This is a genomic window from Leclercia adecarboxylata, from assembly GCF_006171285.1.
Lineage (GTDB): Bacteria > Pseudomonadota > Gammaproteobacteria > Enterobacterales > Enterobacteriaceae > Enterobacter > Enterobacter barmai.
Map to the genome: position 1 here is coordinate 128765 of NZ_CP040888.1, position 22785 is coordinate 151549.

Sequence of the window (22785 nt, forward strand, 5' to 3'; positions counted from 1 at the left end):
AATGGATTTCCTTACGCGAAATACGGGCAGACATGGCCTGCCCGGTTATTATTATTTTTGACACCAGAGCAACTGGTAATGGTAGCTACCGGCGCTAAGGTGGAATTCCGCCGACACTGACGGGCTCCAGGAGTCGTCGCCACCAATCCCCATATGGAAACCGTCGATATTCAGCCATGTGCCTTCTTCCGCGTGCAGCAGATGGCGATGGCTGGTTTCCATCAGTTGCTGTTGACTGTAGCGGCTGATGTTGAACTGGAAGTCGCCGCGCCACTGGTGTGGGCCATAATTCAATTCGCGCGTCCCGCAGCGCAGACCGTTTTCGCTCGGGAAGACGTACGGGGTATACATGTCTGACAATGGCAGATCCCAGCGGTCAAAACAGGCCGCAGTAAGGCGGTCGGGATAGTTTTCTTGCGGCCCTAATCCGAGCCAGTTTACCCGCTCTGCTACCTGCGCCAGCTGGCAGGTCAGGCCAATCCGCGCCGGATGTGGCGTATTGCTCGCCACTTCAACATCAACGGTAATCGCCATTTGACCACTTCCATCAATCCGGTAGGTTTTCCGGCTGATAAATAAGGTTTTCCCCTGATGCTGCCACGCGTGGACCGTGGTAATCAGCACCGCGTCGGCAAGCGTATCTGCCGTGCACTGCAACAACGCTGCTTCGGCCTGGTAATGGCCCGCCGCCTTCCAGCGTTCGACCCAGGCGTTAGGGTCAATGCGGGTCGCTTCACTTACGCCAATGTCGTTATCCAGCGGTGCGCGGGTGAACTGATCGCGCAGCGGCGTCAGCAGTTGTTTTTTATCGCCAATCCACATCTGTGAAAGAAAGCCTGACTGGCGGTTAAATTGCCAACGCTTATTATCCAGCTCGATGCAAAAATCCGTTTCGCTGGTGGTCAGTTGCGGGATGGCGTGGGGCGCGGAGGGGAGTGTCACGCTGAGGTTTTCCGCCAGACGCCACTGCTGCCAGGCGCTGATGTGTCCGGCTGCTGACCATGTGGTCGCGTTCGGTTGCACTACGTGAACCGTTAGCCAGAGTTGTCCGGCGCTCTCCGGCTGCGGTAGTTCAGGCAGTTCAATCAACTGTTTACCTTGTGGAGCGACATCCAGAGGCACTTCACCGCTTGCCAGCGGCTTGCCATCCAGCGCCACCATCCAGTGCAGGAGCTCGTTATCGCTATGACGGAACAGGTATTCGCTGGTCACTTCGATGGTTCGCCCGGATAAACTGAACTGGAAAAACTGCTGCTGGTGTTTTGCTTCCGTCAGCGCCGGATGCGGCGTGCGGTCTGCAAAGACCAGACCGTTCATGCAGAACTGGCGATCATTCGGCGTATCGCCAAAATCACCGCCGTAAGCCGACCACGGATTGCCATTTTCATCATATTTAATCAGCGACTGATCCACCCAGTCCCAGACGAAGCCGCCCTGTAAACGGGGGTACTGACGAAACGCCTGCCAGTATTTAGCGAAGCCGCCAAGACTGTTACCCATCGCGTGGGCGTATTCGCAAAGGATCAGCGGGCGCGTCTCTCCAGGCAACGAAAGCCATTTTTTGATGGACCATTTCGGCACAGCCGGGAAGGGCTGGTCTTCATCCACGCGCGCGTACATCGGGCAAATAATATCGGTTGCGAAGGTGTCGGCTCCGCCGCCTTCATACTGTACCGGGCGGGAAGGATCGACAGATTTGATCCAGCGATAGAGTGCGTCGTGATTAGCGCCGTGGCCTGATTCATTCCCCAGCGACCAGATGATCACACTCGGGTGATTACGATCGCGCTGCACCATTCGCGTTACGCGTTCGCTCATCGCGGGTAGCCAGCGCGGATCATCGGTCAGACGATTCATTGGCACCATGCCGTGGGTTTCAATGTTGGCTTCATCCACCACATACAGGCCGTAGTGGTCGCACAGCGTGTACCACAGCGGATGGTTCGGATAATGCGAACAGCGCACGGCGTTAAAGTTGTTCTGCTTCATCAGCAGGATATCCTGCACCATCGTCTGCTCATCCATGACCTGACCATGCAGAGGATGATGCTCGTGACGGTTAACGCCGCGAATCAGCAACGGCTTGCCGTTCAGCAGCAGCAGACCATTTTCAATCCGCACCTCGCGGAAACCGACATCGCAGGCTTCTGCTTCAATCAGCGTGCCGTCGGCGGTGTGCAGTTCAACCACCGCACGATAGAGATTCGGGATTTCGGCGCTCCACAGTTTCGGGTTTTCGACGTTCAGACGTAGGGTGACGTGATCGGCATAACCACCACGCTCATCGATAATTTCACCGCCGAAAGGCGCGGTGCCGCTGGCGACCTGCGTTTCACCCTGCCACAAAGAAACCGTCACCCGCAGCTCATCGCGCAGCTCGCCGTACATCTGAACGTCTGCCTCCAGTACAGCGCGGCTGAAATCATCATTAAAGTGAGTGGCTACATGGAAATCGCTGATTTGCGTGCTCGGTTTATGCAGCAACGAGACGTCACGGAAAATGCCGCTCATCCGCCACATATCCTGATCTTCCAGATAACTGCCGTCACTCCAGCGCAGCACCATCACCGCGAGGCGGTTTTCTCCGGCGTGTAAAAATGCGCTCAGGTCAAATTCAGACGGCAAACGACTGTCCTGTCCGTAACCGACCCAGCGCCCGTTGCACCACAAATGAAACGCCGAGTTAACACCATCAAAAATAATTCGCGTCTGGCCTTCCTGTAGCCAGCTTTCATCAACATTAAATGTGAGCGAGTAACAACCCGTCGGATTCTCCGTGGGAACATACGGCGGATTGACCGCAATGGGATAGGTCACGTTGGTGTAGATAGGCGCATCGTAACCGTGCATCTGCCAGTTTGAGGGGACGATGACAGTATCGGCGTCAGGAAGATCGCGCTCCAGCCAGCTTTCTGGTACCGCTTCTGGTGCCGGAAACCAGGCAAAGCGCCATTCACCATTCAGGCTGCGCGACTCTTGGGAAGGGCGATCGGTGCGAGCCTCTTCGCTATTACGCCAGCTGGCGAAAGGGGGATGTGCCGCAAGGCGATTAAGTTGGGTAACGCCAGGGTTTTCCCAGTCACGACGTTGTAATACGACGGCCAGTGAATCCGTAATCATTGTCATAGTTGTATCCTGCGTGAATTGTTATCCGCTCACATTTTCGCATAACATACGAGCCGGACACATAGAGTGTAAAGCTGGTGCCTAATGAGTGAGCTGACTCACATTAATTGCGTTGCGCTCACTGCCCGCTTTCAAGTCGGGAAACTTGTCGTGCCAGCTGCATTAAGGAATCTGCCAACGTGCGGGGAGAGGTGGTTTGCGTATTGGGCGCCAGGGTGGTTTTTCTTTTCACCAGTGAGACGGGCAACAGCTGATTGCTCTTCACCGCCTGGCCCTGAGAGAGTTTCAGCAAGCGGTCCACGCTGGTTTGCCCCAGCAGGCGAAAATCCTGTTTGATGGTGGTTAACGGCGGGATATAACACGAGCTGTCTTCGGTATCGTCGTATCCCACTACCGAGATATCCGCACCAACGCGCAACCCGGACTCGGTAATGGCGCGCATTGCGCCCAGCGCCATCTGATCGTTGGCAACCAGCATCGCAGTGGGAACGATGCCCTCATTTAGCATTTGCATGGTTTGTTGAAAACCGGACATGGCACTCCAGTCGCCTTCCCGTTCCGCTATCGGATGAATTTGATTGCGAGTGAGATATTTATGCCAGCCCGCCAGACGCAGACGCGCCGAGACAGAACTTAATGGGCCCGCTAACAGCGCGATTTGCTGGTGACCCAATGCGACCAGATGCTCCACGCCCAGTCGCGTACCGTCTTCATGGGAGAAAATAATACTGTTGATGGGAGTCTGGTCAGAGACATCAAGAAATAACGCCGGAACATTAGCGCAGGCAGCTTCCACAGCAATGGCATCCTGGTCATCCAGCGGATAGTTAATGATCAGCCCACTGACGCGTTGCGCGAGAAGATTGTGCACCGCCGCTTTACAGGCTTCGACGCCGCTTCGTTCTACCATCGACACCACCACGCTGGCACCCAGTTGATCGGCGCGAGATTTAATCGCCGCGACAATTTGCGACGGCGCGTGCAGGGCCAGACTGGAGGTAGCAACGCCAATCAGCAACGACTGTTTCCCCGCCAGTTGTTGTGCCACGCGGTTGGGAATGTAGTTCAGCTGCGCCATCGCCGCTTCCACCTTTTCCCGCGTTTTCGCAGAGACGTGGCTGGCCTGGTTCACCACGCGGGAAACGGTCTGATAAGAGACACCGGCATACTCTGCGACATCGTATAGCGTTACTGGTTTCACATTTACCACCCTGAATTGACTCTCTTCGGGTGCTATCATGCCATACCACGAAATGTTTTGCGCCATTCGGAGGGGGCACGCCGAAGTGAGATTCAAAATGCCGACGTCAGTTCACAGGTGGGTAATGATACCAACGTGTTGATTTCGTATTTTCACTGACACCAGGATCATCCTGATGTTACAAGGATTGAATGACTACAGATTAAAATAGTCATCAACAGGTTGACAGCATTACCGGGTTTTATTATCAACAATCGCTTTTAATACCCCACGGGTATCGTTCATCACTCTGGCGCGCGGAATTGCAGCTACAGGCAATGTCACCACCTGAATATCAGCACCACTCTCTCTGGCTTGTTCTTCTGTCATACCAACCCTGGACAGGGGCGGTGTCATAAATACGGAATAAGGCACATTTTTCCGATCATCAGTACTACGTTTGCCTTCACCCAGTAACTCATCACGTACAATGCGGTAATCATCCAGTGATATGTAAGTAAATTGCAGCCCGCCGGTAACATCTCCCATCGCCCAAATATTGTCTGCGGTGGTATGTAATCGCTTGTCAACGACAATTGCCCCGCGCTCGTTTACTGCGATACCGGCATTTTCTGGATGTAACGAAGCGGTAGCCGGTTGACGACCGGAAGCTATTAACAGTGCATCCACCGCCAGTTGGGCGTGCTCGCTATGCACTTGCACTTGATTTTCATGGTGACTGATTCGCTCCACATGGGCATTGAGGATAATATCGACGCCCTGATCGCGTAAAATCGTCGCGATATTATCAGCAATATCCCGATCTTCCCGAGGCAAAAACAGCGAAGCTGCCTCTAAAATGGTTACTTTGCTGCCAAAATTAGCGAACATAGAGGCGAACTCAACGCCAATATATCCGCCGCCCAAAATACCTAAATGCCCAGGCAATTCTTTTAGATTAAGTAATCCGGTGCTGTCATATACACCAGGCGTGGTGGTAATTCCAGGAATTGGCGGAACCACGGCTTGTGCACCGGTATTAATAAAAATTTTCTCGCCATGAATCTCCAAATTTCCCTCAGGCCGATGAACACGCAGGCTATGATTATTGATAAACTCCGCCTGGCCGTCGATCACGTCGATATTGGGCATATCCGCAAGATTATGAAAATTCTTATTACGTAAAAAATTAACCACTTCATTTTTACGCTGTATGGCACGGACAAAATCTGTGTGCTGCTGTGCGTCATGAACCAATGTTTTGGTTGGGATACAGCCGATATTAATACAGGTCCCGCCATACATTGCATTTGATTGTTCGATGAGAGCCACACGCCAACCTGCTTTTGCCAGCGTGACGGCTAATGTTTTTCCAGCCTTGCCAAAACCAATAATAACTGCCTGATATTTATTCATGATGATTTCCTGTCGAAACGCGTTCATTTGACATCATGACTATAGACGCAAAAGGTGATGCTGCCAACTTACTGATTTAGTGTATGATGGTGTTTTTGAGGTGCTCCAGTGGCTTCTGTTTGGCTTTGTTGAATAAATCGAACTTTTGCTGAGTTGAAGGATCAGATCACGCATCTTCCCGACAACGCAGACCGTTCCGTGGCAAAGCAAAAGTTCAAAATCACCAACTGGCCCACCTACAATAAAGCCCTCATCAACCGTGGCTCCATAACTTTCTGGCTGGATGATGAAGCTATTCAGGCCTGGTATGAGTCGGCAACGCCTTCATCACGGGGAAGACCTCAGCGCTATTCTGATCTCGCCATCACCACCGTTCTGGTCATTAAACGCGTGTTCAGGTTGACCCTGCGGGCTGCACAGGGTTTTATTGATTCCATTTTTACACTGATGAATGTTCCGTTGCGCTGCCCGGATTACACCAGTGTCAGCAAGCGCGCAAAGTCGGTTAATGTCAGTTTCAAAACGCCCACCCGGGGTGAAATCGCGCATCTGGTGATTGATTCCACCGGGCTGAAGGTCTTTGGTGAAGGCGAATGGAAAGTCAAAAAACATGGCCAGGAACGCCGCCGTATCTGGCGAAAGTTGCATCTGGCAGTTGACAGCAACACACATGAAATCATCTGTGCAGACCTGTCGCTGAACAATGTGACGGACTCAGAAGCCTTCCCGGGTCTTATCCGGCAGACTCACAGAAAAATCAGGGCAGCATCGGCAGACGGCGCTTACGACACCCGGCTCTGTCACGATGAACTGCGGCGTAAGAAAATCAGCGCGCTTATCCCGCCCCGAAAAGGCGCGGGTTACTGGCCCGGTGAATATGCAGACCGTAACCGTGCTGTTGCGAATCAGCGGCTGACCGGGAGTAATGCGCGGTGGAAATGGACAACAGATTATAACCGTCGCTCGATAGCGGAAACGGCGATGTACCGGGTAAAACAGCTGTTCGGAGGTTCACTGACACTGCGTGACTACGATGGTCAGGTTGCAGAGGCTATGGCCCTGGTACGAGCGCTGAACAAAATGACGAAAGCAGGTATGCCTGAAAGCGTGCGTATTGCCTGAAAACACAACCCGCTACGGGGGAGACTTACCCGAAATCTGATTTATTCAACAAAGCCGGGGAGAGCATGAAAATGATGGATATGAGCGGTCACGATCAGGCCGCAATGTCCCATGAAATGATGCAAAACGGCAATTCTGCTGCCCATCAGGACATGGCTGAAATGCATAAAAAAATGATGAAATCCAAACCTGAGAACACCCAAGAAACTGCTAAGCCATTTTCCGAAATGAACGAGCATGAGAAAGCCGCTGTTGTGCATGAGAAGGCGAATAATGGTCTATCTTCCGTTATTCATCAGCAGCAGGCTGAAAAGCATCGCAGCCAGATCACCCAGAATTAACCCGCAGCTCCACTTGTTAGACCCTCATTTGACGCCGAAGTCACTGGCTTACGCTCCCGTCCGGGAGCGTTTTTTTCCCATATATCAAACTTTAACTCTGAAGAGGTGGAAGTATCTGACCAACACTGTCACGTAACGCCAGATAACTACAAAAACACCTCAGGTGAACGTAAGCGTTAAGTGAGCGCCGTATTGACGGCTATTTATTGGTGAGATCTACGTTCCATGGCAGCAGTTCGGCCACTTTGTTGATGGGCCACTCCGGCAATACGCTCAGGATATGGCGAAGGTAACCCTCTGGATCGATACCGTTCAGCCTGCACGTTCCGATCAGACCATACAGCAGGGCACCACGTTCACCACCATGATCACTGCCGAAGAAGATGTAGTTTTTCTTGCCCAGACAGACCGCTCGTAGCGCGCGCTCAGCAGCGTTATTATCCGGCTCTGCCAGACCATCATCGCAGTAGTAACACAGGGCATCCCACTGGTTCAGTGCATAAGCGAACGCCTCGCCTAACCGGGATTTTTTCGACAGAGTGGCACTTTTCTCCACCAACCAGTCATGCAGGGATATCAGCAACGGTTAACTTCGGGACCGTCTGGCGGCCAGCCGCTGAGATGCCGGAAGGCCGCGTATTTCCTCTTCTATCGCGTATAACTCACTGATGCGCTTCAGAGCCTCCTCTGCTGTGGCCGTCCGGGTGCTGATATAGACGTCATGGATTTTGCGCCGCGCATGAGCCCAGCATGCCGCTTCTGTCAACGGCCACCTTCACGCTCTGCGCTGAACAACCTGTCGTACCCTGCGAAGGCATCTGCCTGCAGCACGCCATGATAGTGCCGAAGATGTTGCTGAGGGTGTTTCCCCTGTCGGTCCGGTGAGAAGGCGAACCATGCCGCTGGCGGATCTGATGAACCCGCGCTTCTGTTATCACGGACATATGTCCAGATACGCCCGGTTTTCGTCTTCTTTCTGCCCGGCGCCAGCACGGGCACCGGAGTGTCATCCGTATGCAGTTTGCGGCAGTCCATCACGTAGTGGTAGAGGGCTTCATCCAGCGGGGCCATTAACCGGCAGCACGCATCCACCCAGTTGGAGAGCAGCGCACGACTCAGATCCACACCCTGACGGGCAAAGATTTCGCACTGGCGATACAGCGGCAGGTGTTCACAGTATTTGGCCGTTAACACGCGGGCCAGCAGACCCGGCCCGGCGATGCCCCGGTCGATAGGACGTGAGGGCGCTGGCGCTTCAACGACGCAGTCGCATCGGGTACAGGCCTTTTTCACCCTGACCGTGCGGATCACTTTCAGGGCGCTGGAGACCAGCTCCAGTTGCTCCGCGCTGACTTCGCTGAGATAGGCCATATCACTACCGCAACCAGGACAGCTGGTTTCAGCTGGCTCCAGTCTGTTTATTTCGCGGGGAAGATGTTCCGGTAACGGGCGACGATGACGGGACTGGCGCAACTGACGCGGAACCTGCTGATCATTGTCCCGGCCGTTGTAACGATCGCTTTGCTGCTCCTGCTGTTTCAGCAGGGCTTCGGCTTCTTCGACCTGCCGGCGTAGCTTTTCTGAACGGGTACCGAACAGCATTCGGCGCAGTTTTTCTATCTGAGCCCGCAGATGTTCTATTTCACGCTCTTCGTTCTCTATTTTCTCTTCTGCGCGGGCCAGCGCTGAACGCAGGAACGACTCAGTCTCAGCAACGAGACTGAGCTGGCTGTCTTTCTGGCGAAGCGCGTCTTCCAGCGCAGCGATACGGGCGAGATAGTCCTGACTCATGACCCCATTTATAATGCGGTCATGCGCTTTTTACAACATCGTCAGTGAGTTAAGGCGTGCAGTTTTAGGTTTCCGCCAGTCCAGCTTATCGAGGAGCATGGCGAGTTGTGAGCGGGTGATGGCGATTTTGCCGTCGCGTACAGCAGGCCAGACGAACTGTCCCTCTTCCAGACGTTTGGTAAACAGACACAGACCGTCAGCATCAGCCCAGAGGATCCTCACGGTGTCACCTTTACGACCACGGAAGATAAACAGGTGGCCGGAGAACGGATTGTCATCAAGAACATGCTGGACCAGTTCGCCCAGACCATTGAAGGACTTACGCATATCGGTGACCCCGGCAACCAGCCAGATACGAGTGCCTGACGGTAAGGGTATCATCGGCTCCTCCCGCTCAGCTCGCGGATCAGCGTTTTCAGAAGTGCAGGTGATAAATCCCCGGACAGACGCAGGCTGGCACCGCCGACAGTCACCTCGCATGTCATGGCCTCGCGGCAGGCTGGAGCGGCGGGTTCATAGTGCGGCTCAGCATGGTGTGACAGGACCATATCAGGCAGGACAACGGGGATAACAGAGTCTTGCTCTCTGATTGACCGTTGTATTTCATCGGGCAGAAGATGTCTGTAACGCTGGCGCCAGGTAAACAGCAGATTGTCATTAATTCCATTATCCCGCGCCAACCGGGCAACACAGGCTCCAGGCTGATATGAAGTGGTTTACTGAATTTGGCCACCTGAACAGAGGTGATATGCTCACCTCAGAACAACACAGGTGTCATAATGAAAAAAAGAAATTTCAGCGCAGAGTTTAAACGCGAATCCGCTCAACTGGTCGTTGACCAGAACTACACCGTGGCAGATGCAGCCAGCGCTATGGATGTCGGCCTTTCCACAATGACGCGATGGGTGAAACAATTACGTGATGAACGGCAGGGCAAAACACCAAAAGCCTCCCCCATTACCCCGGAACAAATTGAAATCCGTGAGCTCAGGAAAAAGCTACAACGTATTGAAATGGAAAATGAAATATTAAAAAAGGCTACCGCGCTCTTGATGTCAGACTCCCTGAACAGTTCTCGATAATCGGGAAACTCAGGGCGCGTTATCCTGTGGCCACTCTCTGCCATGTGTTCGGGGTTCATCGCAGCAGCTACAAATACTGGAAAAACCGTCCTGAAAAGCCAGACGGCAGACGGGCTGTATTACGCAGTCAGGTACTTGAACTGCATGGCATCAGCCACGGCTCTGCCGGAGCAAGAAGCATCGCCACAATGGCAACCCAGAGAGGTTACCAGATGGGGCGCTGGCTTGCTGGCAGACTCATGAAAGAGCTGGGGCTGGTCAGTTGCCAGCAGCCGACTCACCGGTATAAGCGTGGCGGTCATGAGCACGTTGCTATCCCGAATCATCTTGAGCGACAGTTCGCCGTAACGGAACCAAATCAGGTGTGGTGCGGTGATGTGACCTATATCTGGACGGGTAAGCGCTGGGCGTACCTCGCCGTTGTTCTCGACCTGTTCGCAAGAAAACCAGTGGGCTGGGCCATGTCGTTCTCGCCGGACAGCAGGCTCACCATGAAAGCACTGGAAATGGCATGGGAAACCCGTGGTAAGCCCGTCGGGGTGATGTTCCACAGCGATAGTAATAATGCCGATGTCAGTCTTTACCACCACTTAGTTTGCCGTTTAACCAGATTGGTGTGATTACTGATGCAGTGAAGACCTTCCCGCATCCTGACTCACACAGCGATCGACCTTTTGTGTCCTGCCCTGGACCCGTCGGTTGCCGGAAGCGCCTTCATGCGAGGCATCTCCTCACCGATGCGCGTGACTCAAGAAGGGCCTGACGGCTTGTCTCGTTACTGTCCTGTCCAGGTTATCTGTCTGGAGATTCAACTCTGTTTCCTCACAGGAGCTCTGTCATGGTTGATAAAGTTACCGAAGCTGCCGTTGTGGGTGGCGTGGATACACATAAAGATTTGCACGTTGCCGCTGTCGTAGATCAGAACAATAAAGTCCTTGGGACTCAGTATTTCTCCACAACACGACAAGGTTACCGGCAGATGCTGGCATGGATGACCTCGTTTGGGACATTAAAGCGAATTGGTGTTGAGTGCACAGGTACCTATGGTTCCGGTTTGCTTCGTTATTTTCAGAACGCCGGGTTAGAAGTTCTTGAGGTGACTGCTCCAGACCGGATGGAGCGACGCAAACGGGGTAAAAGTGACACAATTGATGCTGAATGTGCCGCTCATGCAGCATTCTCAGGCATCAGGACAGTTACTCCCAAAACGCGTGATGGCATGATTGAGTCCCTGCGGGTATTAAAAACTTGCCGAAAAACAGCAATATCAGCCCGCAGAGTCGCTCTCCAGATTATCCATTCAAATATTATCTCTGCCCCGGATGAATTACGTGAACAGCTCAGAAATATGACGCGCATGCAGCTCATCAGGACCCTGGGTTCCTGGAGACCTGATGCCAGTGAATACCGCAATGTAACCAACGTTTATCGCATTTCATTAAAGTCCCTTGCCCGACGCTATCTCGAGTTACATGACGAAATCGCTGATCTGGATGTCATGATTGCGGCAATTGTCGACGAGTTGGCACCTGAGCTGATTAAACGTAATGCTATCGGATACGAAAGCGCTTCACAGTTGCTGATCACTGCCGGAGACAATCCTCAACGGTTAAGATCAGAATCAGGATTTGCGGCACTGTGTGGTGTCAGCCCGGTCCCCGTTTCTTCTGGAAAAACGAACCGTTACCGACTTAATCGTGGTGGAGATCGTGCTGCAAATAGTGCACTTCACATCATCGCCATCGGACGCTTACGAACTGACGCAAAAACAAAGGAATATGTCGCCAGGCGTGTAGCCGAAGGACATACAAAAATGGAAGCGATACGCTGTCTAAAGCGATATATCTCCCGCGAAGTTTACACGTTACTGCGCAATCAAAACAGGCGGATCAACAGTATCCCGATAACAGCTTGACTCTTAGAAGGGCGTCCAGGGCAGCCAGTACGGCAGTGACGACTGGCAGCGCTTCTACCGGGCCAATAACCTGGCGCCGAGCATGAGCCGGCGTGGCAACTGCTGGGATAATGCGGTGGCCGAATCGTTCTTCAGTTCGCTGAAAAAAGAACGGATCAGAAAACGCATATATAAAACAGGGATCTGGCCCGGGCGGATCTTCGATTACATTGAAGTCTTCTATAACCGGTCCCGGCGCCACAGCCACCTCGGCGGCGTCAGTCCGGAGGCCTTCGAACAGGCCTCGTCGTGAGGACAGGATTTGTCTACAGGCGTGGGGTCAGTCCAAACTATAGGGCAGGATCGTCTACCGGGGCGGGGTCAGTCCATCAACGGCTCGGAAGTGTCTAGATTATCCGTGGCTATTCACCGGGGCAAACAGGCCGATCAGGAACGACATAAGAAAGTTCTGTATTACCGACAGGTCAAGAAACTGAGCATAAGAGAAACTGCTGAAGCCACCAGTTACAGTACATCTCAGGTCTGCAGGGTTCAGGCCCTGTTCAGGCCTGAAAATTAAGCACATTTTCTGAGGCTGGAAATCAACTCATGCTGACAGCCTGAGCCTGTTGGCATGGTAAGCAATGTGCTCACCAATAAAGCTGGAAATGAAATAATAGCTGTGGTCGTATCCAGTATGATATCGGAACGACGCATTGAGGTTCATCTCATTGCATACTCTCTCAAGGATTTTGGTGCGCAGTTGCTCTTCATAAAAGGCGTCACTCAGCCCCTGATCAATGAAGATTTCTGGTAATTTTTCACCCTGTAAAATGAGGCTGACTGGATCGTAGGCTTCCCACGTTTTTCTGTTTTCACCCAGGTAAGCGCTAAATGCCTGTTGCCCCCATGGCACCTGAGAAGGCGATACTATCGGGGAAAATGCTGATACGCTCACATATTCACCAGGATTTCGCAGAGCCAGCACCAGAGCACCCAGCCCTCCCATAGAATGACCGGATATAGATTTTCTTGCCGTTGCAGGAAAATGATTCATGACGACATCCGGAAGCTCTCTGAGAATATAGTCATACATCCTGTAATGAACATTCCACGGCTGTTCCGTCGCGTTCAGATAAAAACCGGCCCCCTGGCCAAGATCGTAACTGTCGGCATCCGGGACATTATTACCCCGGGGACTGGTATCCGGGACAACAACGATGACGTTATGCCGGGCTGCATAATGCTGCATACCTGATTTGGTGATGAAATTCTGCTCAGTACAGGTCAGGCCCGACAACCAGTATAGTACCGGCAGTTTTTCTGTTACTGCTTTGGGAGGAAGATACACACCGAAATTCATTTCACAATTAAGGGATTGTGAATAATGCCGGTACACGTTTTGCCAGCCGCCAGAGCTGGCATGCTGCTCAATGAGTTCCATCAGCCGTTATCTCATGGTTATTTCCCCTGACCGAAGCCAGGGGAAGTATCTTTAAATCCGGACGTCAGATAAACGTATACGCCGTGATTTTGTTACCCGCCGGATCCCGCAGGTAGGCAGCATAGGCCCCGGGAAGGTGACCACGCGGGCCAGGTTGACCTTCATCAGCTCCACCGGCGGCAAGGCCGGCAGCATGGAAAGCATCAACCTCTTCCGGGGTGGCAGCAGCGAAGCCGACAGTCACCCCGTTAGCGGAAGGTGCTTCACCGTTGCCCGGACGGGCAATGATAAATGCCGGCTTTTCGCGGCCATAGAGTACCCAGCCGTTGCCAAACGGGCCGAGGTTATTGATACCAAGCGTGCCCAGGACGACATCGTAAAATGCGGAGGATTTCTCGACATCGGCTGCGCCAATGAACACATGAGAAAAGATGCCGTCACCAGAAATTACCGGAGTTGTCATTTTCCACTTCCTTCAGTTTGAGTTGATTAAAATTCTGATGGGATCAGTAATGAATCACTGTCCGGATAGATTTGCCTTCATGCATAAGCTCGAAGGCGTCATTGATTTCATCCAGTGTCATCGTATGGGTTACAAATGGCTCAAGGTCAATATCCCCCTTCATGGCATCCTCGACCATACCGGGGAGCTGAGTGCGGCCTTTTACTCCGCCAAACGCGGAACCTTTCCATACGCGCCCGGTGACCAGCTGGAAAGGACGGGTGGAAATCTCCTGTCCGGCCCCTGCGACACCAATGACAACGGACTGCCCCCACCCACGGTGAGCACTTTCCAGCGCTGCACGCATGACGTTAACGTTACCGATACATTCAAAGGTATGGTCAATACCCCACTTGTTGATATCCAGCAGAACATCTTTAATCGGTTTGTCATAATCATTCGGGTTAATGCAGTCAGTGGCCCCGAACTGACGGGCCAGGTCAAATTTTGTCGGATTAGTATCGATAGCGATAATACGTCCCGCTTTTGCCTGACGGGCCCCCTGTACCGCAGCCAGACCAATTGCCCCCAGACCAAAAATGGCAACTGAATCGCCCGGCTGCACTTTAGCCGTGTTATGGACGGCGCCAATACCGGTAGTCACGCCACAACCCAACAGGCAGACGTGTTCATGGTTCGCCTCCGGGTTAATTTTTGCCAGAGAAACCTCGGCCACAACGGTGTATTCACTGAATGTGGAACATCCCATGTAGTGGTAAAGAGGCTGACCGTTGTATGAAAAGCGAGTGGTCCCGTCAGGCATCAGTCCTTTGCCCTGAGTCTCGCGAACCGATACACAGAGGTTCGTTTTACCGGACTGGCAGAATTCACACTCCCCGCATTCAGCGGTGTAGAGCGGAATAACATGGTCACCCGGCTTCACACTGGTGACGCCTTCACCAACTTCAACGACGATACCGGCTCCCTCGTGGCCGAGAACCACCGGGAAAACGCCCTCAGGGTCATTCCCTGAGAGGGTAAAGGCATCGGTATGGCAGACACCTGTGTGGGTGTTTTTAATCAGCACCTCGCCTTTTTTAGGCGGAGCAACATCAATTTCAACAATCTCCAGGGGCTTCCCTGGTGCAAATGCAACAGCGGCACGTGATTTCATACGTAATATATCCTCAATGTAATAATGGCCTCACCTATTTAAGATAGGCACGAACCAGCTCAATCGTATCGTCAACTGATTTACTGACTTCATGACTGTAGCTGTCATTCTGGTCAAAGGTTTCCCGTATGTGGCTCTCCAGCACCTCTGCCATCAGTCCGTTAGCGGCGCCCCGGACGGCGGCGATTTGCTGGAGAACGGAACGGCATTCAGCGCCACTTTCAAGTGCTCTTTCCAGAGCATCAATCTGACCCCGGATACGGCGAACCCGGGTTAGGACCTTTTTTTTCTCTTCAGGAGTACTGGGCATTGCTTACCTCACTGCTCTGTATTTCTTATACTATAGGGGAGTATTACATTAAGATCAACACATACCCCACTATAGTATAATAAATATATCAGAGCACCGGTAATGACTCCAACTTACTGATAGTGTTTTATGTTCAGATAATGCCCGATGACTTTGTCATGCAGCTCCACCGATTTTGAGAAAGACAGTGACTTCCTGCCCAGCCTTGCCAGATGCTGCCTCAGATTCAGGTTATGCCGCTCAATGCGCTGCGTATATCGCTTGCTGATAACGTGCAGTTCTCCCTTCAGGCGTGATTCATAAAGCGGCCAGCCATCCGTCATCCATACCACGACCTCAAAGGCCGACAGCAGGCCCAGAAGACGCTCCAGCGTGACCAACGTGCGTTCACCGAATACGTGCGCCACAACCGTCCTCCGTATCCTGTCATACGCGTAAAACAACCAGCGCTGGCGTGATTTAGCGCCGACGTAACCCCACTGTTCGTCCATTTCCGCGCAAACAATAACGTCACTGCCCGGTTGTATGCGTGAGTTTACCGACTGCGGCCTGAGTTTTTTAAGTGTCGTAAAATCGTGTTGAGGCCAACGCCCATAATGCGTGCACTGGCGCGACATCCGACGCCATTCATGGCCATATCAATAATTTTCTGGTGTGTACCGGGCTGAGAGGCGATGTAAGTGAACTGTAGCTGCCATGTTTTACGGCAGTGAGAGCAGAGATAGCGCTGATGTCCGGCAGTACTTTTACCGTTACGCACCACGCCTTCAGTAGCTGAACAGGAGGGACAGCTGATAGAAACAGAAGCCACTGGAGCACCTCAAAAACACCATCATACACTAAATCAGTAAGTTGGCACCCTTACCCTGTATAGGTACTCTCTGTTTTTCGTGGCCTGCCTCGCCCACGAATTTCGCCAGTCATGACTTTGCTCCTGCATTTTATTAACGGAAAAGAATAAGTGATTTGTAAGCGTTAAGTGAGCGCCGTATTGACGGCTATTTATTGGTGAGATCTACGTTCCATGGCAGCAGTTCGGCCACTTTGTTGATGGGCCACTCCGGCAATACGCTCAGGATATGGCGAAGGTAACCCTCTGGATCGATACCGTTCAGCCTGCACGTTCCGATCAGACCATACAGCAGGGCACCACGTTCACCACCATGATCACTGCCGAAGAAGATGTAGTTTTTCTTGCCCAGACAGACCGCTCGTAGCGCTCGCTCAGCAGCGTTATTATCCGGCTCTGCCAGACCATCATCGCAGTAGTAACACAGGGCATCCCACTGGTTCAGTGCATAAGCGAACGCCTCGCCTAACCGGGATTTTTTCGACAGAGTGGCACTTTTCTCCACCAACCAGTCATGCAGGGATATCAGCAACGGTTTACTTCGGGACCGTCTGGCGGCCAGCCGCTGAGATGCCGGAAGGCCGCGTATTTCCTCTTCTATCGCGTATAACTCACTGATGCGCTTCAGAGCCTCCTCTGCTGTGGCCGTCCGGGTGCTGATATAGACGTCATGGATTTTGCGCCGCGCATGAGCCCAGCATGCCGCTTCTGTCAACGGCCACCTTCACGCTCTGCGCTGAACAACCTGTCGTACCCTGCGAAGGCATCTGCCTGCAGCACGCCATGATAGTGCCGAAGATGTTGCTGAGGGTGTTTCCCCTGTCGGTCCGGTGAGAAGGCGAACCATGCCGCTGGCGGATCTGATGAACCCGCGCTTCTGTTATCACGGACATATGTCCAGATACGCCCGGTTTTCGTCTTCTTTCTGCCCGGCGCCAGCACGGGCACCGGAGTGTCATCCGTATGCAGTTTGCGGCAGTCCATCACGTAGTGGTAGAGGGCTTCATCCAGCGGGGCCATTAACCGGCAGCACGCATCCACCCAGTTGGAGAGCAGCGCACGACTCAGATCCACACCCTGACGGGCAAAGATTTCGCACTGGCGATACAGCGGCAGGTGTTCACAGTATTTGGCCGTTAACACGCGGGCCAGCAGACCCGGCCCGGCGATGCCCCGGTCGATAGGACGTGAGGGCGCTGGCGCTTCAACGACGCAGTCGCATCGGGTACAGGCCTTTTTCACTCTGACCGTGCGGATCACTTTCAGGGCGCTGGAGACCAGCTCCAGTTGCTCCGCGCTGACTTCGCTGAGATAGGCCATATCACTACCGCAACCAGGACAGCTGGTTTCAGCTGGCTCCAGTCTGTTTATTTCGCGGGGAAGATGTTCCGGTAACGGGCGACGATGACGGGACTGGCGCAACTGACGCGGAACCTGCTGATCATTGTCCCGGCCGTTGTAACGATCGCTTTGCTGCTCCTGCTGTTTCAGCAGGGCTTCGGCTTCTTCGACCTGCCGGCGTAGCTTTTCTGAACGGGTACCGAACAGCATTCGGCGCAGTTTTTCTATCTGAGCCCGCAGATGTTCTATTTCACGCTCTTCGTTCTCTATTTTCTCTTCTGCGCGGGCCAGCGCCGAACGCAGGAACGACTCAGTCTCAGCAACGAGACTGAGCTGGCTGTCTTTCTGGCGAAGCGCGTCTTCCAGCGCAGCGATACGGGCGAGATAGTCCTGACTCATGACCCCATTTATAATGCGGTCATGCGCTTTTTACAACATCGTCAGTGAGTTAAGGCGTGCAGTTTTAGGTTGCCGCCAGTCCAGCTTATCGAGGAGCATGGCGAGTTGTGAGCGGGTGATGGCGATTTTGCCGTCGCGTACAGCAGGCCAGACGAACTGTCCCTCTTCCAGACGTTTGGTAAACAGACACAGACCGTCAGCATCAGCCCAGAGGATCCTCACGGTGTCACCTTTACGACCACGGAAGATAAACAGGTGGCCGGAGAACGGATTGTCATCAAGAACATGCTGGACCAGTTCGCCCAGACCATTGAAGGACTTACGCATATCGGTGACCCCGGCAACCAGCCAGATACGAGTGCCTGACGGTAAGGGTATCATCGGCTCCTCCCGCTCAGCTCGCGGATCAGCGTTTTCAGAAGTGCAGGTGATAAATCCCCGGACAGACGCAGGCTGGCACCGCCGACAGTCACCTCGCATGTCATGGCCTCGCGGCAGGCTGGAGCGGCGGATTCATAGTGCGGCTCAGCATGGTGTGACAGGACCATATCAGGCAAGACAACGGGGATAACAGAGTCTTGCTCTCTGATTGACCGTTGTATTTCATCGGGCAGAAGATGTCTGTAACGCTGGCGCCAGGTAAACAGCAGATTGTCATTAATTCCATTATCCCGCGCCAACCGGGCAACACAGGCTCCAGGCTGATATGACTTTTCGACGAGAGCCAGCTTAAAGTCCATTGAGTAGGACGCCCGCGCCCTGCGGGGCTGAAGAGTGTTTGACATTGATAGAGTCCATTAACGTTAATAAGAGGACTCTATCATCGTCAATCGTTAGTAATCGCAACAGGCGGCAGTGGCTTGACGCTTACAGTGATTTTGCGCGGAGGCTTCAATCAGTTTATCCCCGGCGGTGACGAGGTGGCCACCTATGCCGACTGGACAGGGGACTGACTATTGCCATAACGCCATCGCAGGTTGCTTCAGTAAACCTGCTAATCCCGTACAATGGCGAATTCGCTATATCCGCTTCTCGCACTTAGCTGCCATAAATCGGCCAGGCAATCACAGGTCATTTCTGTCTCGCAAAGAAGGTGCCGTTTCTGCTTTGCGTTGACACCCCTAAATATTAGAATTAAAAGGAGAGAGTTACTGGAAAAAGGCAGCGGAGGCAGTGACAATCGTGGCTTGAAGCCACTACTCGATGGATGCGGACATGTAGTTGGCGTCATTCGACAAAACTAGCAAACTTCTAATAGTCACCATTTCTCCCGTCTGGCGGGAGTGCTGTCAAATGCCCCCCTCATCTCTGTGTGGGAAATGAAGGGTGAAGGGGAAATAGATGACAGCGTTATTTCTACGCCCAGAATACTGAATACCTTGTACAGACGATCAATACTGGCGCTAGCAGGGTTTGCTTCCAGGCGGGCATAGGTTTGCTGCGTTACGCCAAGCCTCTCAGACACATCTTTTTGCGTGAAGCCCTTGATTTTGCGAAACCCGATTAGCACAGGTCTGAGCTGGTTCAGCGTTTTTATCGGGAACTGATTATTCATAAGTGACCTGCCTCGCAGACTGAGTAGGGAGTACCGCCCTGTAATACAGCAGGTAAGGTGTATTTTGTGTTATACAGACTATAGGCTGTAAAACCTTTATTGAAAAGATGCTGATGTTCCAGGGGCATGCCGAGCATGGACGATTTTCTGCGGGGCGGTATTTCGCTACGGGGGAGATTGCGTTCGGGCAATGTACCGGTGTAAAAAACGTCAATTTTTCAAAACCGCTGTTATCGGGATAAGCTGAAAACTCCGAAGGCAGACACAGCCACGAATAATGTCAGACTTAAGCTCTGTAGCTGTCTTCTTTTGCCTGTAAATAACGTCTAGTTTGACTCTGATGAAGGCTGTACCAGGCAGAGAACATGTCACTCTCGGGGCCGGATGATAAAATGTGTTCAACTGGCTGGGCAGGGTAATAGCGAAGAACGTTCTCTGAAATTCGATTCAGCTCAGCGTAACGTGCGCTGTAGGTATGTATAATCCATTGCATCAATTTTGCATCCGTATTATTCGCAGATTACACACAAGAAGCTTAACAATGGCTGAAAGAGTGAGCAGGGATATGTAACAAAAACAAGGGCTTCAAGATGAACTGGATAAAACCGGAGCAGAGCAAGCCCTGTTCCGGTTTGTCAGGCTTTGGAATTTCTTCCAGGCCCCTGCAGCTAGTCACAACAAACACATTAATGTTTTCATTGCTTCAATTCAATATTATTGTGTGAAAGGGATTCCATCGAAATCGGCTTATGCATGCTTAAAACTAAACTGCCCCGGCTGCAGTCATTTGGTTGCTGTGGGCTCTGTACTGTGTCTAATAGTGAAAGAATCTTACGTTATAACGAAGGAAATTGCTGAATGACTCTACGATTGCAGACGGAATCACCCGCTGACCAGGATATGTTTAGAGGCAGCAGTCATGAAAAAGTTGCAGAGAATGTGGCTCAGATCATCAGGACACCTGATGTCAATATTATTGGTCTGGAAGGTGAGCTGGGTTCAGGTAAGTCAACAATATTGAAGTTCCTGCAGAAAAAGCTTAAAGATGATTTTACGTTCATTAACTTTGATGCAGAACGTTACCATCATGGCTCAACTAAAAAAGCGCTTATCGATGTCATCCACCACGGGGTCAGCCTACAATGTCCGGGCTCCCGGGATGTGTTGGATAAGTATAAAAATCTGGCTCTGGGTAACATCGTTGAATACGACAAGAGGGTCAGCAGCAGGCTAAGCTGGTTGACCGTCGTTTTTATTTTACTGTCATTGCTTTCCGTGCAGATGCTTCGTTATGTGCTAACAGACCTTAATCAATATTTTACTAACAAGGAGTCATTATTAGGGTGGCTTTTTTATGTTGAGGTGGCCGCGTTTCTTTCTCCTGCCATTATGGTCGCAGGACTGGCATGCCTGCAGAACATGGAATGGTACAGAAAGAAAGGGTATTCGAGTATTGGTGATTTGTTCAAACGCAACAGTACTGACAGGATTGAAGAGACTTGGCTAGTTAATAAGGAGGTCGGAGCTATTGAGCTGGCTGAAGCTCTGCAGGGATTTACCTCCAAAGAGGTCATTTCCCATGGAGATCGCTTCATCCTTATCATTGATAATCTGGACCGAATCAGTGCAGACAAAGTGAAAGAGCTCTGGAGTGATATGGAGCTTATTGCCGGAGCCACTCATGAACACTTCAGGATAGTGGTGCCCTATTCGGCAAGACAGGTTTCAGCCTCACTTTCTGTGGCGGGTTTCAGCGGGCGTGAGTTTATTGCAAAGCGGATTCCTGTAAGTTTTCAGGTTCCTCCTCTTATTTCGGCAGGATGGCAGGAAGCGTTAAGGCAGTACTGGAAAGAAACAGTAAATGAGGATGCAGGGATAGCGTGCCGGGAAGCAACGGTGTTGCTTGAGCGCTGGAAACCCTCTGAGTATCCTCGTATCACACCGCGATTAATGAAGAAGTTTGTTAATGATATTCATATTCTGAACCTTACCGTTCCTGCAACAGAAGATCATCGCCATATTCTTATTGCTCTCTACTTACTGGTGGTCAGATACGGGGAGCGAGATATTAAAGTATTACTTCGCGATCCCAAAGCTAGTCAGACCGAACCCGGTATTGCTCCGGATGATTTTGACGAGATGCTCTCGCTAACTTATCAACAAATATCCCGAATTTTTAATAACGATACAGAAAGATGGAGCGAATTTCTGATGAGCATCCACTATCAGTCCACGGTGGAGCTTGCCAGGAGCGAGTTGCTTGATACGCCTCTTAAAGACGCGATTGGTGCTATAAATATCCCACGGCTTGAAGAACTGACGGCCTTGTGGGGTTTCGCTGAAGCATGGCAGCGAGTGGCACCACATATTCAGATGCGAGACTGGCTGGTTTCTTATAGCCGGATGGATGAGAAGTGTCAGGCTCTCGCCGAACCGCAACTCAAAGTCGCAGTGCAAATGCTGAATCAGAGTTATGCTGTTTCACTCAGAGAAAAGAATGATGAAGGTTTCGTATTGAGTCTGCAGAAACTGATGGCTGACGGGCGGATAAGCCTAGAGCCTTTCGTCGAAAGGCAAATATCGTTTATTGTGAGTAAACTTGATGAAATTCAGGATTCAGAAAAATTGGAGGCTGAATCCACGAAGACGTTGCTGCAGGAAGCTGATTCATACTCTGTTCTGGCCGGTGAATCACTACTGAATAAAATGGAGAATTTTGTAGATGGCGTATTTTATGTGGAATACCTTGTCAATAATGAAGAGACCTTGTCAAACCTGAAAATTGGCACACTAGATATCGGAAATCACGGTCGGGAGGAGATGTTACGCTATGGAGCTGAGCAACCTCAGATAGACCTTTTTAATCCGGGAATTATCCGGCATATCAATATTGCATCGAAGGCGGTACAGAACGTAATTGGAAAGAATGATGGTACAGGTGGGGCTCAGGTTAGCTCTGCAATAATGACGCTTAAAAATCGTCAGGTTGTTGAGGACGTTATCCATTTCAGAAAAATTGTTCTGAGCCCGGACTGGAATAATAATGTTTTAAATCAATATTATCTTAATAATACGGCGACGAGGAATCTCTTCCCTGCGGAATTTGCTGCACAGGCTGTTGCTCACATGGTGCTCCATGGTAACTATGCCGGTATCGAGTCGTACAGTGAACATATTGGTGAGGAACGGTTTGACCTGGCTTTGGCTGCATATCTTCGTTATCTACGTACTGCCGAGAGTATCTTTATAGCACTTAAGGATAAAATGTTCTGCCGTACATCAAAAATGCTGTTGGCAGGATTGTTGATTTAGGTCTTC

General features: G+C 51.7%; 14 protein-coding genes and 8 pseudogenes. 7 read left to right on the forward strand and 15 right to left on the reverse strand.

Annotated features, from left to right (window positions below):
- Positions 1-51 precede the first annotated feature (51 nt).
- The 3 genes and pseudogenes from lacZ to rclA form a co-directional block, all read right to left on the reverse strand.
- Positions 52-3126, reverse strand: coding sequence for a beta-galactosidase (gene lacZ, locus FHN83_RS00625; protein WP_007894989.1), 3075 nt, complete (start codon positions 3124-3126; stop codon positions 52-54).
- 118 nt (positions 3127-3244) lie between these two features.
- Positions 3245-4327, reverse strand: a complete 1083-nt coding sequence (gene lacI / locus FHN83_RS00630) for a DNA-binding transcriptional repressor LacI (protein ID WP_007851507.1) — start codon at positions 4325-4327, stop codon at positions 3245-3247.
- A gap of 234 nt (positions 4328-4561) precedes the next feature.
- A pseudogene (rclA, locus tag FHN83_RS00635) lies at positions 4562-5722 on the reverse strand (reactive chlorine resistance oxidoreductase RclA); the annotation flags it as partial.
- Positions 5723-5875: 153 nt separating this feature from the next.
- Between rclA and FHN83_RS00640 the strand changes: the two are divergent.
- Both FHN83_RS00640 and FHN83_RS00645 read left to right on the forward strand, forming a co-directional pair.
- On the forward strand, positions 5876-6844 hold the full coding sequence (locus FHN83_RS00640; RefSeq protein ID WP_022649395.1) for an IS5-like element IS903B family transposase: 969 nt from the start codon (positions 5876-5878) through the stop codon (positions 6842-6844).
- Between the two features lie 56 nt (positions 6845-6900).
- Positions 6901-7185, forward strand: a pseudogene (locus FHN83_RS00645) (copper-binding protein); the annotation flags it as partial.
- A 199-nt stretch (positions 7186-7384) separates the two neighbouring features.
- Here the strand turns inward: FHN83_RS00645 and tnpC (FHN83_RS00650) are convergent.
- From tnpC (FHN83_RS00650) to FHN83_RS28905, 3 genes and pseudogenes are all read right to left on the reverse strand, one after another.
- Positions 7385-8976 (reverse strand): annotated as a pseudogene (gene tnpC / locus FHN83_RS00650) (IS66 family transposase).
- Between the two features lie 30 nt (positions 8977-9006).
- Positions 9007-9357, reverse strand: a complete 351-nt coding sequence (gene tnpB / locus FHN83_RS00655) for an IS66 family insertion sequence element accessory protein TnpB (protein ID WP_016151369.1) — start codon at positions 9355-9357, stop codon at positions 9007-9009.
- A pseudogene (locus FHN83_RS28905) lies at positions 9354-9674 on the reverse strand (IS66 family insertion sequence element accessory protein TnpB); the annotation flags it as partial. The pseudogene FHN83_RS28905 and the gene tnpB (FHN83_RS00655), both read right to left, overlap by 4 nt.
- An 81-nt stretch (positions 9675-9755) precedes the next feature.
- Between FHN83_RS28905 and FHN83_RS00665 the strand changes: the two are divergent.
- From FHN83_RS00665 to FHN83_RS00685, 4 genes and pseudogenes are all read left to right on the forward strand, one after another.
- Positions 9756-10624: pseudogene (locus FHN83_RS00665) on the forward strand (IS3 family transposase); the annotation flags it as partial.
- Between the two features lie 272 nt (positions 10625-10896).
- Positions 10897-11973 carry an IS110 family transposase gene (locus FHN83_RS00675; RefSeq protein WP_000227969.1) on the forward strand — a complete coding sequence of 359 codons (1077 nt, stop codon included), beginning with the start codon at positions 10897-10899 and terminating at the stop codon, positions 11971-11973.
- 16 nt (positions 11974-11989) lie between these two features.
- Positions 11990-12265 (forward strand): annotated as a pseudogene (locus FHN83_RS00680) (IS3 family transposase); the annotation flags it as partial.
- Between the two features lie 114 nt (positions 12266-12379).
- Positions 12380-12532: pseudogene (locus FHN83_RS00685) on the forward strand (resolvase); the annotation flags it as partial.
- Positions 12533-12559: 27 nt separating this feature from the next.
- On the opposite strand, the gene fghA reads toward FHN83_RS00685, so the two are convergent.
- From fghA to FHN83_RS00730, 9 genes and pseudogenes are all read right to left on the reverse strand, one after another.
- Entirely contained in the window at positions 12560-13396 is an 837-nt protein-coding gene (gene fghA / locus FHN83_RS00690; protein WP_012561110.1) for an S-formylglutathione hydrolase, read from the reverse strand.
- Positions 13397-13460: 64 nt separating this feature from the next.
- On the reverse strand, positions 13461-13859 hold the full coding sequence (locus FHN83_RS00695; protein WP_012561111.1) for a VOC family protein: 399 nt from the start codon (positions 13857-13859) through the stop codon (positions 13461-13463).
- 43 nt (positions 13860-13902) lie between these two features.
- Positions 13903-15012 carry an S-(hydroxymethyl)glutathione dehydrogenase gene (gene frmA / locus FHN83_RS00700; protein ID WP_017384070.1) on the reverse strand — a complete coding sequence of 370 codons (1110 nt, stop codon included), beginning with the start codon at positions 15010-15012 and terminating at the stop codon, positions 13903-13905.
- A gap of 34 nt (positions 15013-15046) precedes the next feature.
- Positions 15047-15322, reverse strand: coding sequence for a formaldehyde-responsive transcriptional repressor FrmR (frmR, locus tag FHN83_RS00705; RefSeq protein ID WP_017384071.1), 276 nt, complete (start codon positions 15320-15322; stop codon positions 15047-15049).
- A 113-nt stretch (positions 15323-15435) separates the two neighbouring features.
- Positions 15436-16133, reverse strand: a protein-coding gene (locus tag FHN83_RS00710; RefSeq protein WP_223479951.1) for an IS1 family transposase whose coding sequence is annotated in 2 segments (ribosomal slippage) — positions 15436-15884 and positions 15884-16133 — 699 coding nt in all. Because the reading frame shifts where the segments join, the coding sequence is not laid out codon by codon here.
- Between the two features lie 187 nt (positions 16134-16320).
- Positions 16321-17912, reverse strand: a pseudogene (tnpC, locus tag FHN83_RS00715) (IS66 family transposase).
- 30 nt (positions 17913-17942) lie between these two features.
- Entirely contained in the window at positions 17943-18293 is a 351-nt protein-coding gene (tnpB, locus tag FHN83_RS00720) for an IS66 family insertion sequence element accessory protein TnpB (RefSeq protein ID WP_021567584.1), read from the reverse strand.
- On the reverse strand, positions 18290-18697 hold the full coding sequence (gene tnpA / locus FHN83_RS00725; protein ID WP_048242260.1) for an IS66-like element accessory protein TnpA: 408 nt from the start codon (positions 18695-18697) through the stop codon (positions 18290-18292). The genes tnpB (FHN83_RS00720) and tnpA overlap by 4 nt, the downstream gene beginning before the upstream one ends.
- A gap of 473 nt (positions 18698-19170) precedes the next feature.
- Positions 19171-19467: a helix-turn-helix transcriptional regulator gene (locus FHN83_RS00730; RefSeq protein WP_017384073.1), complete on the reverse strand. Its 297-nt coding sequence runs from the start codon at positions 19465-19467 to the stop codon at positions 19171-19173.
- Between the two features lie 858 nt (positions 19468-20325).
- Between FHN83_RS00730 and FHN83_RS00735 the strand changes: the two genes are divergently transcribed.
- On the forward strand, positions 20326-22779 hold the full coding sequence (locus FHN83_RS00735) for a P-loop NTPase fold protein (RefSeq protein WP_139563067.1): 2454 nt from the start codon (positions 20326-20328) through the stop codon (positions 22777-22779).
- The last annotated feature ends 6 nt before the right edge of the window (positions 22780-22785 follow it).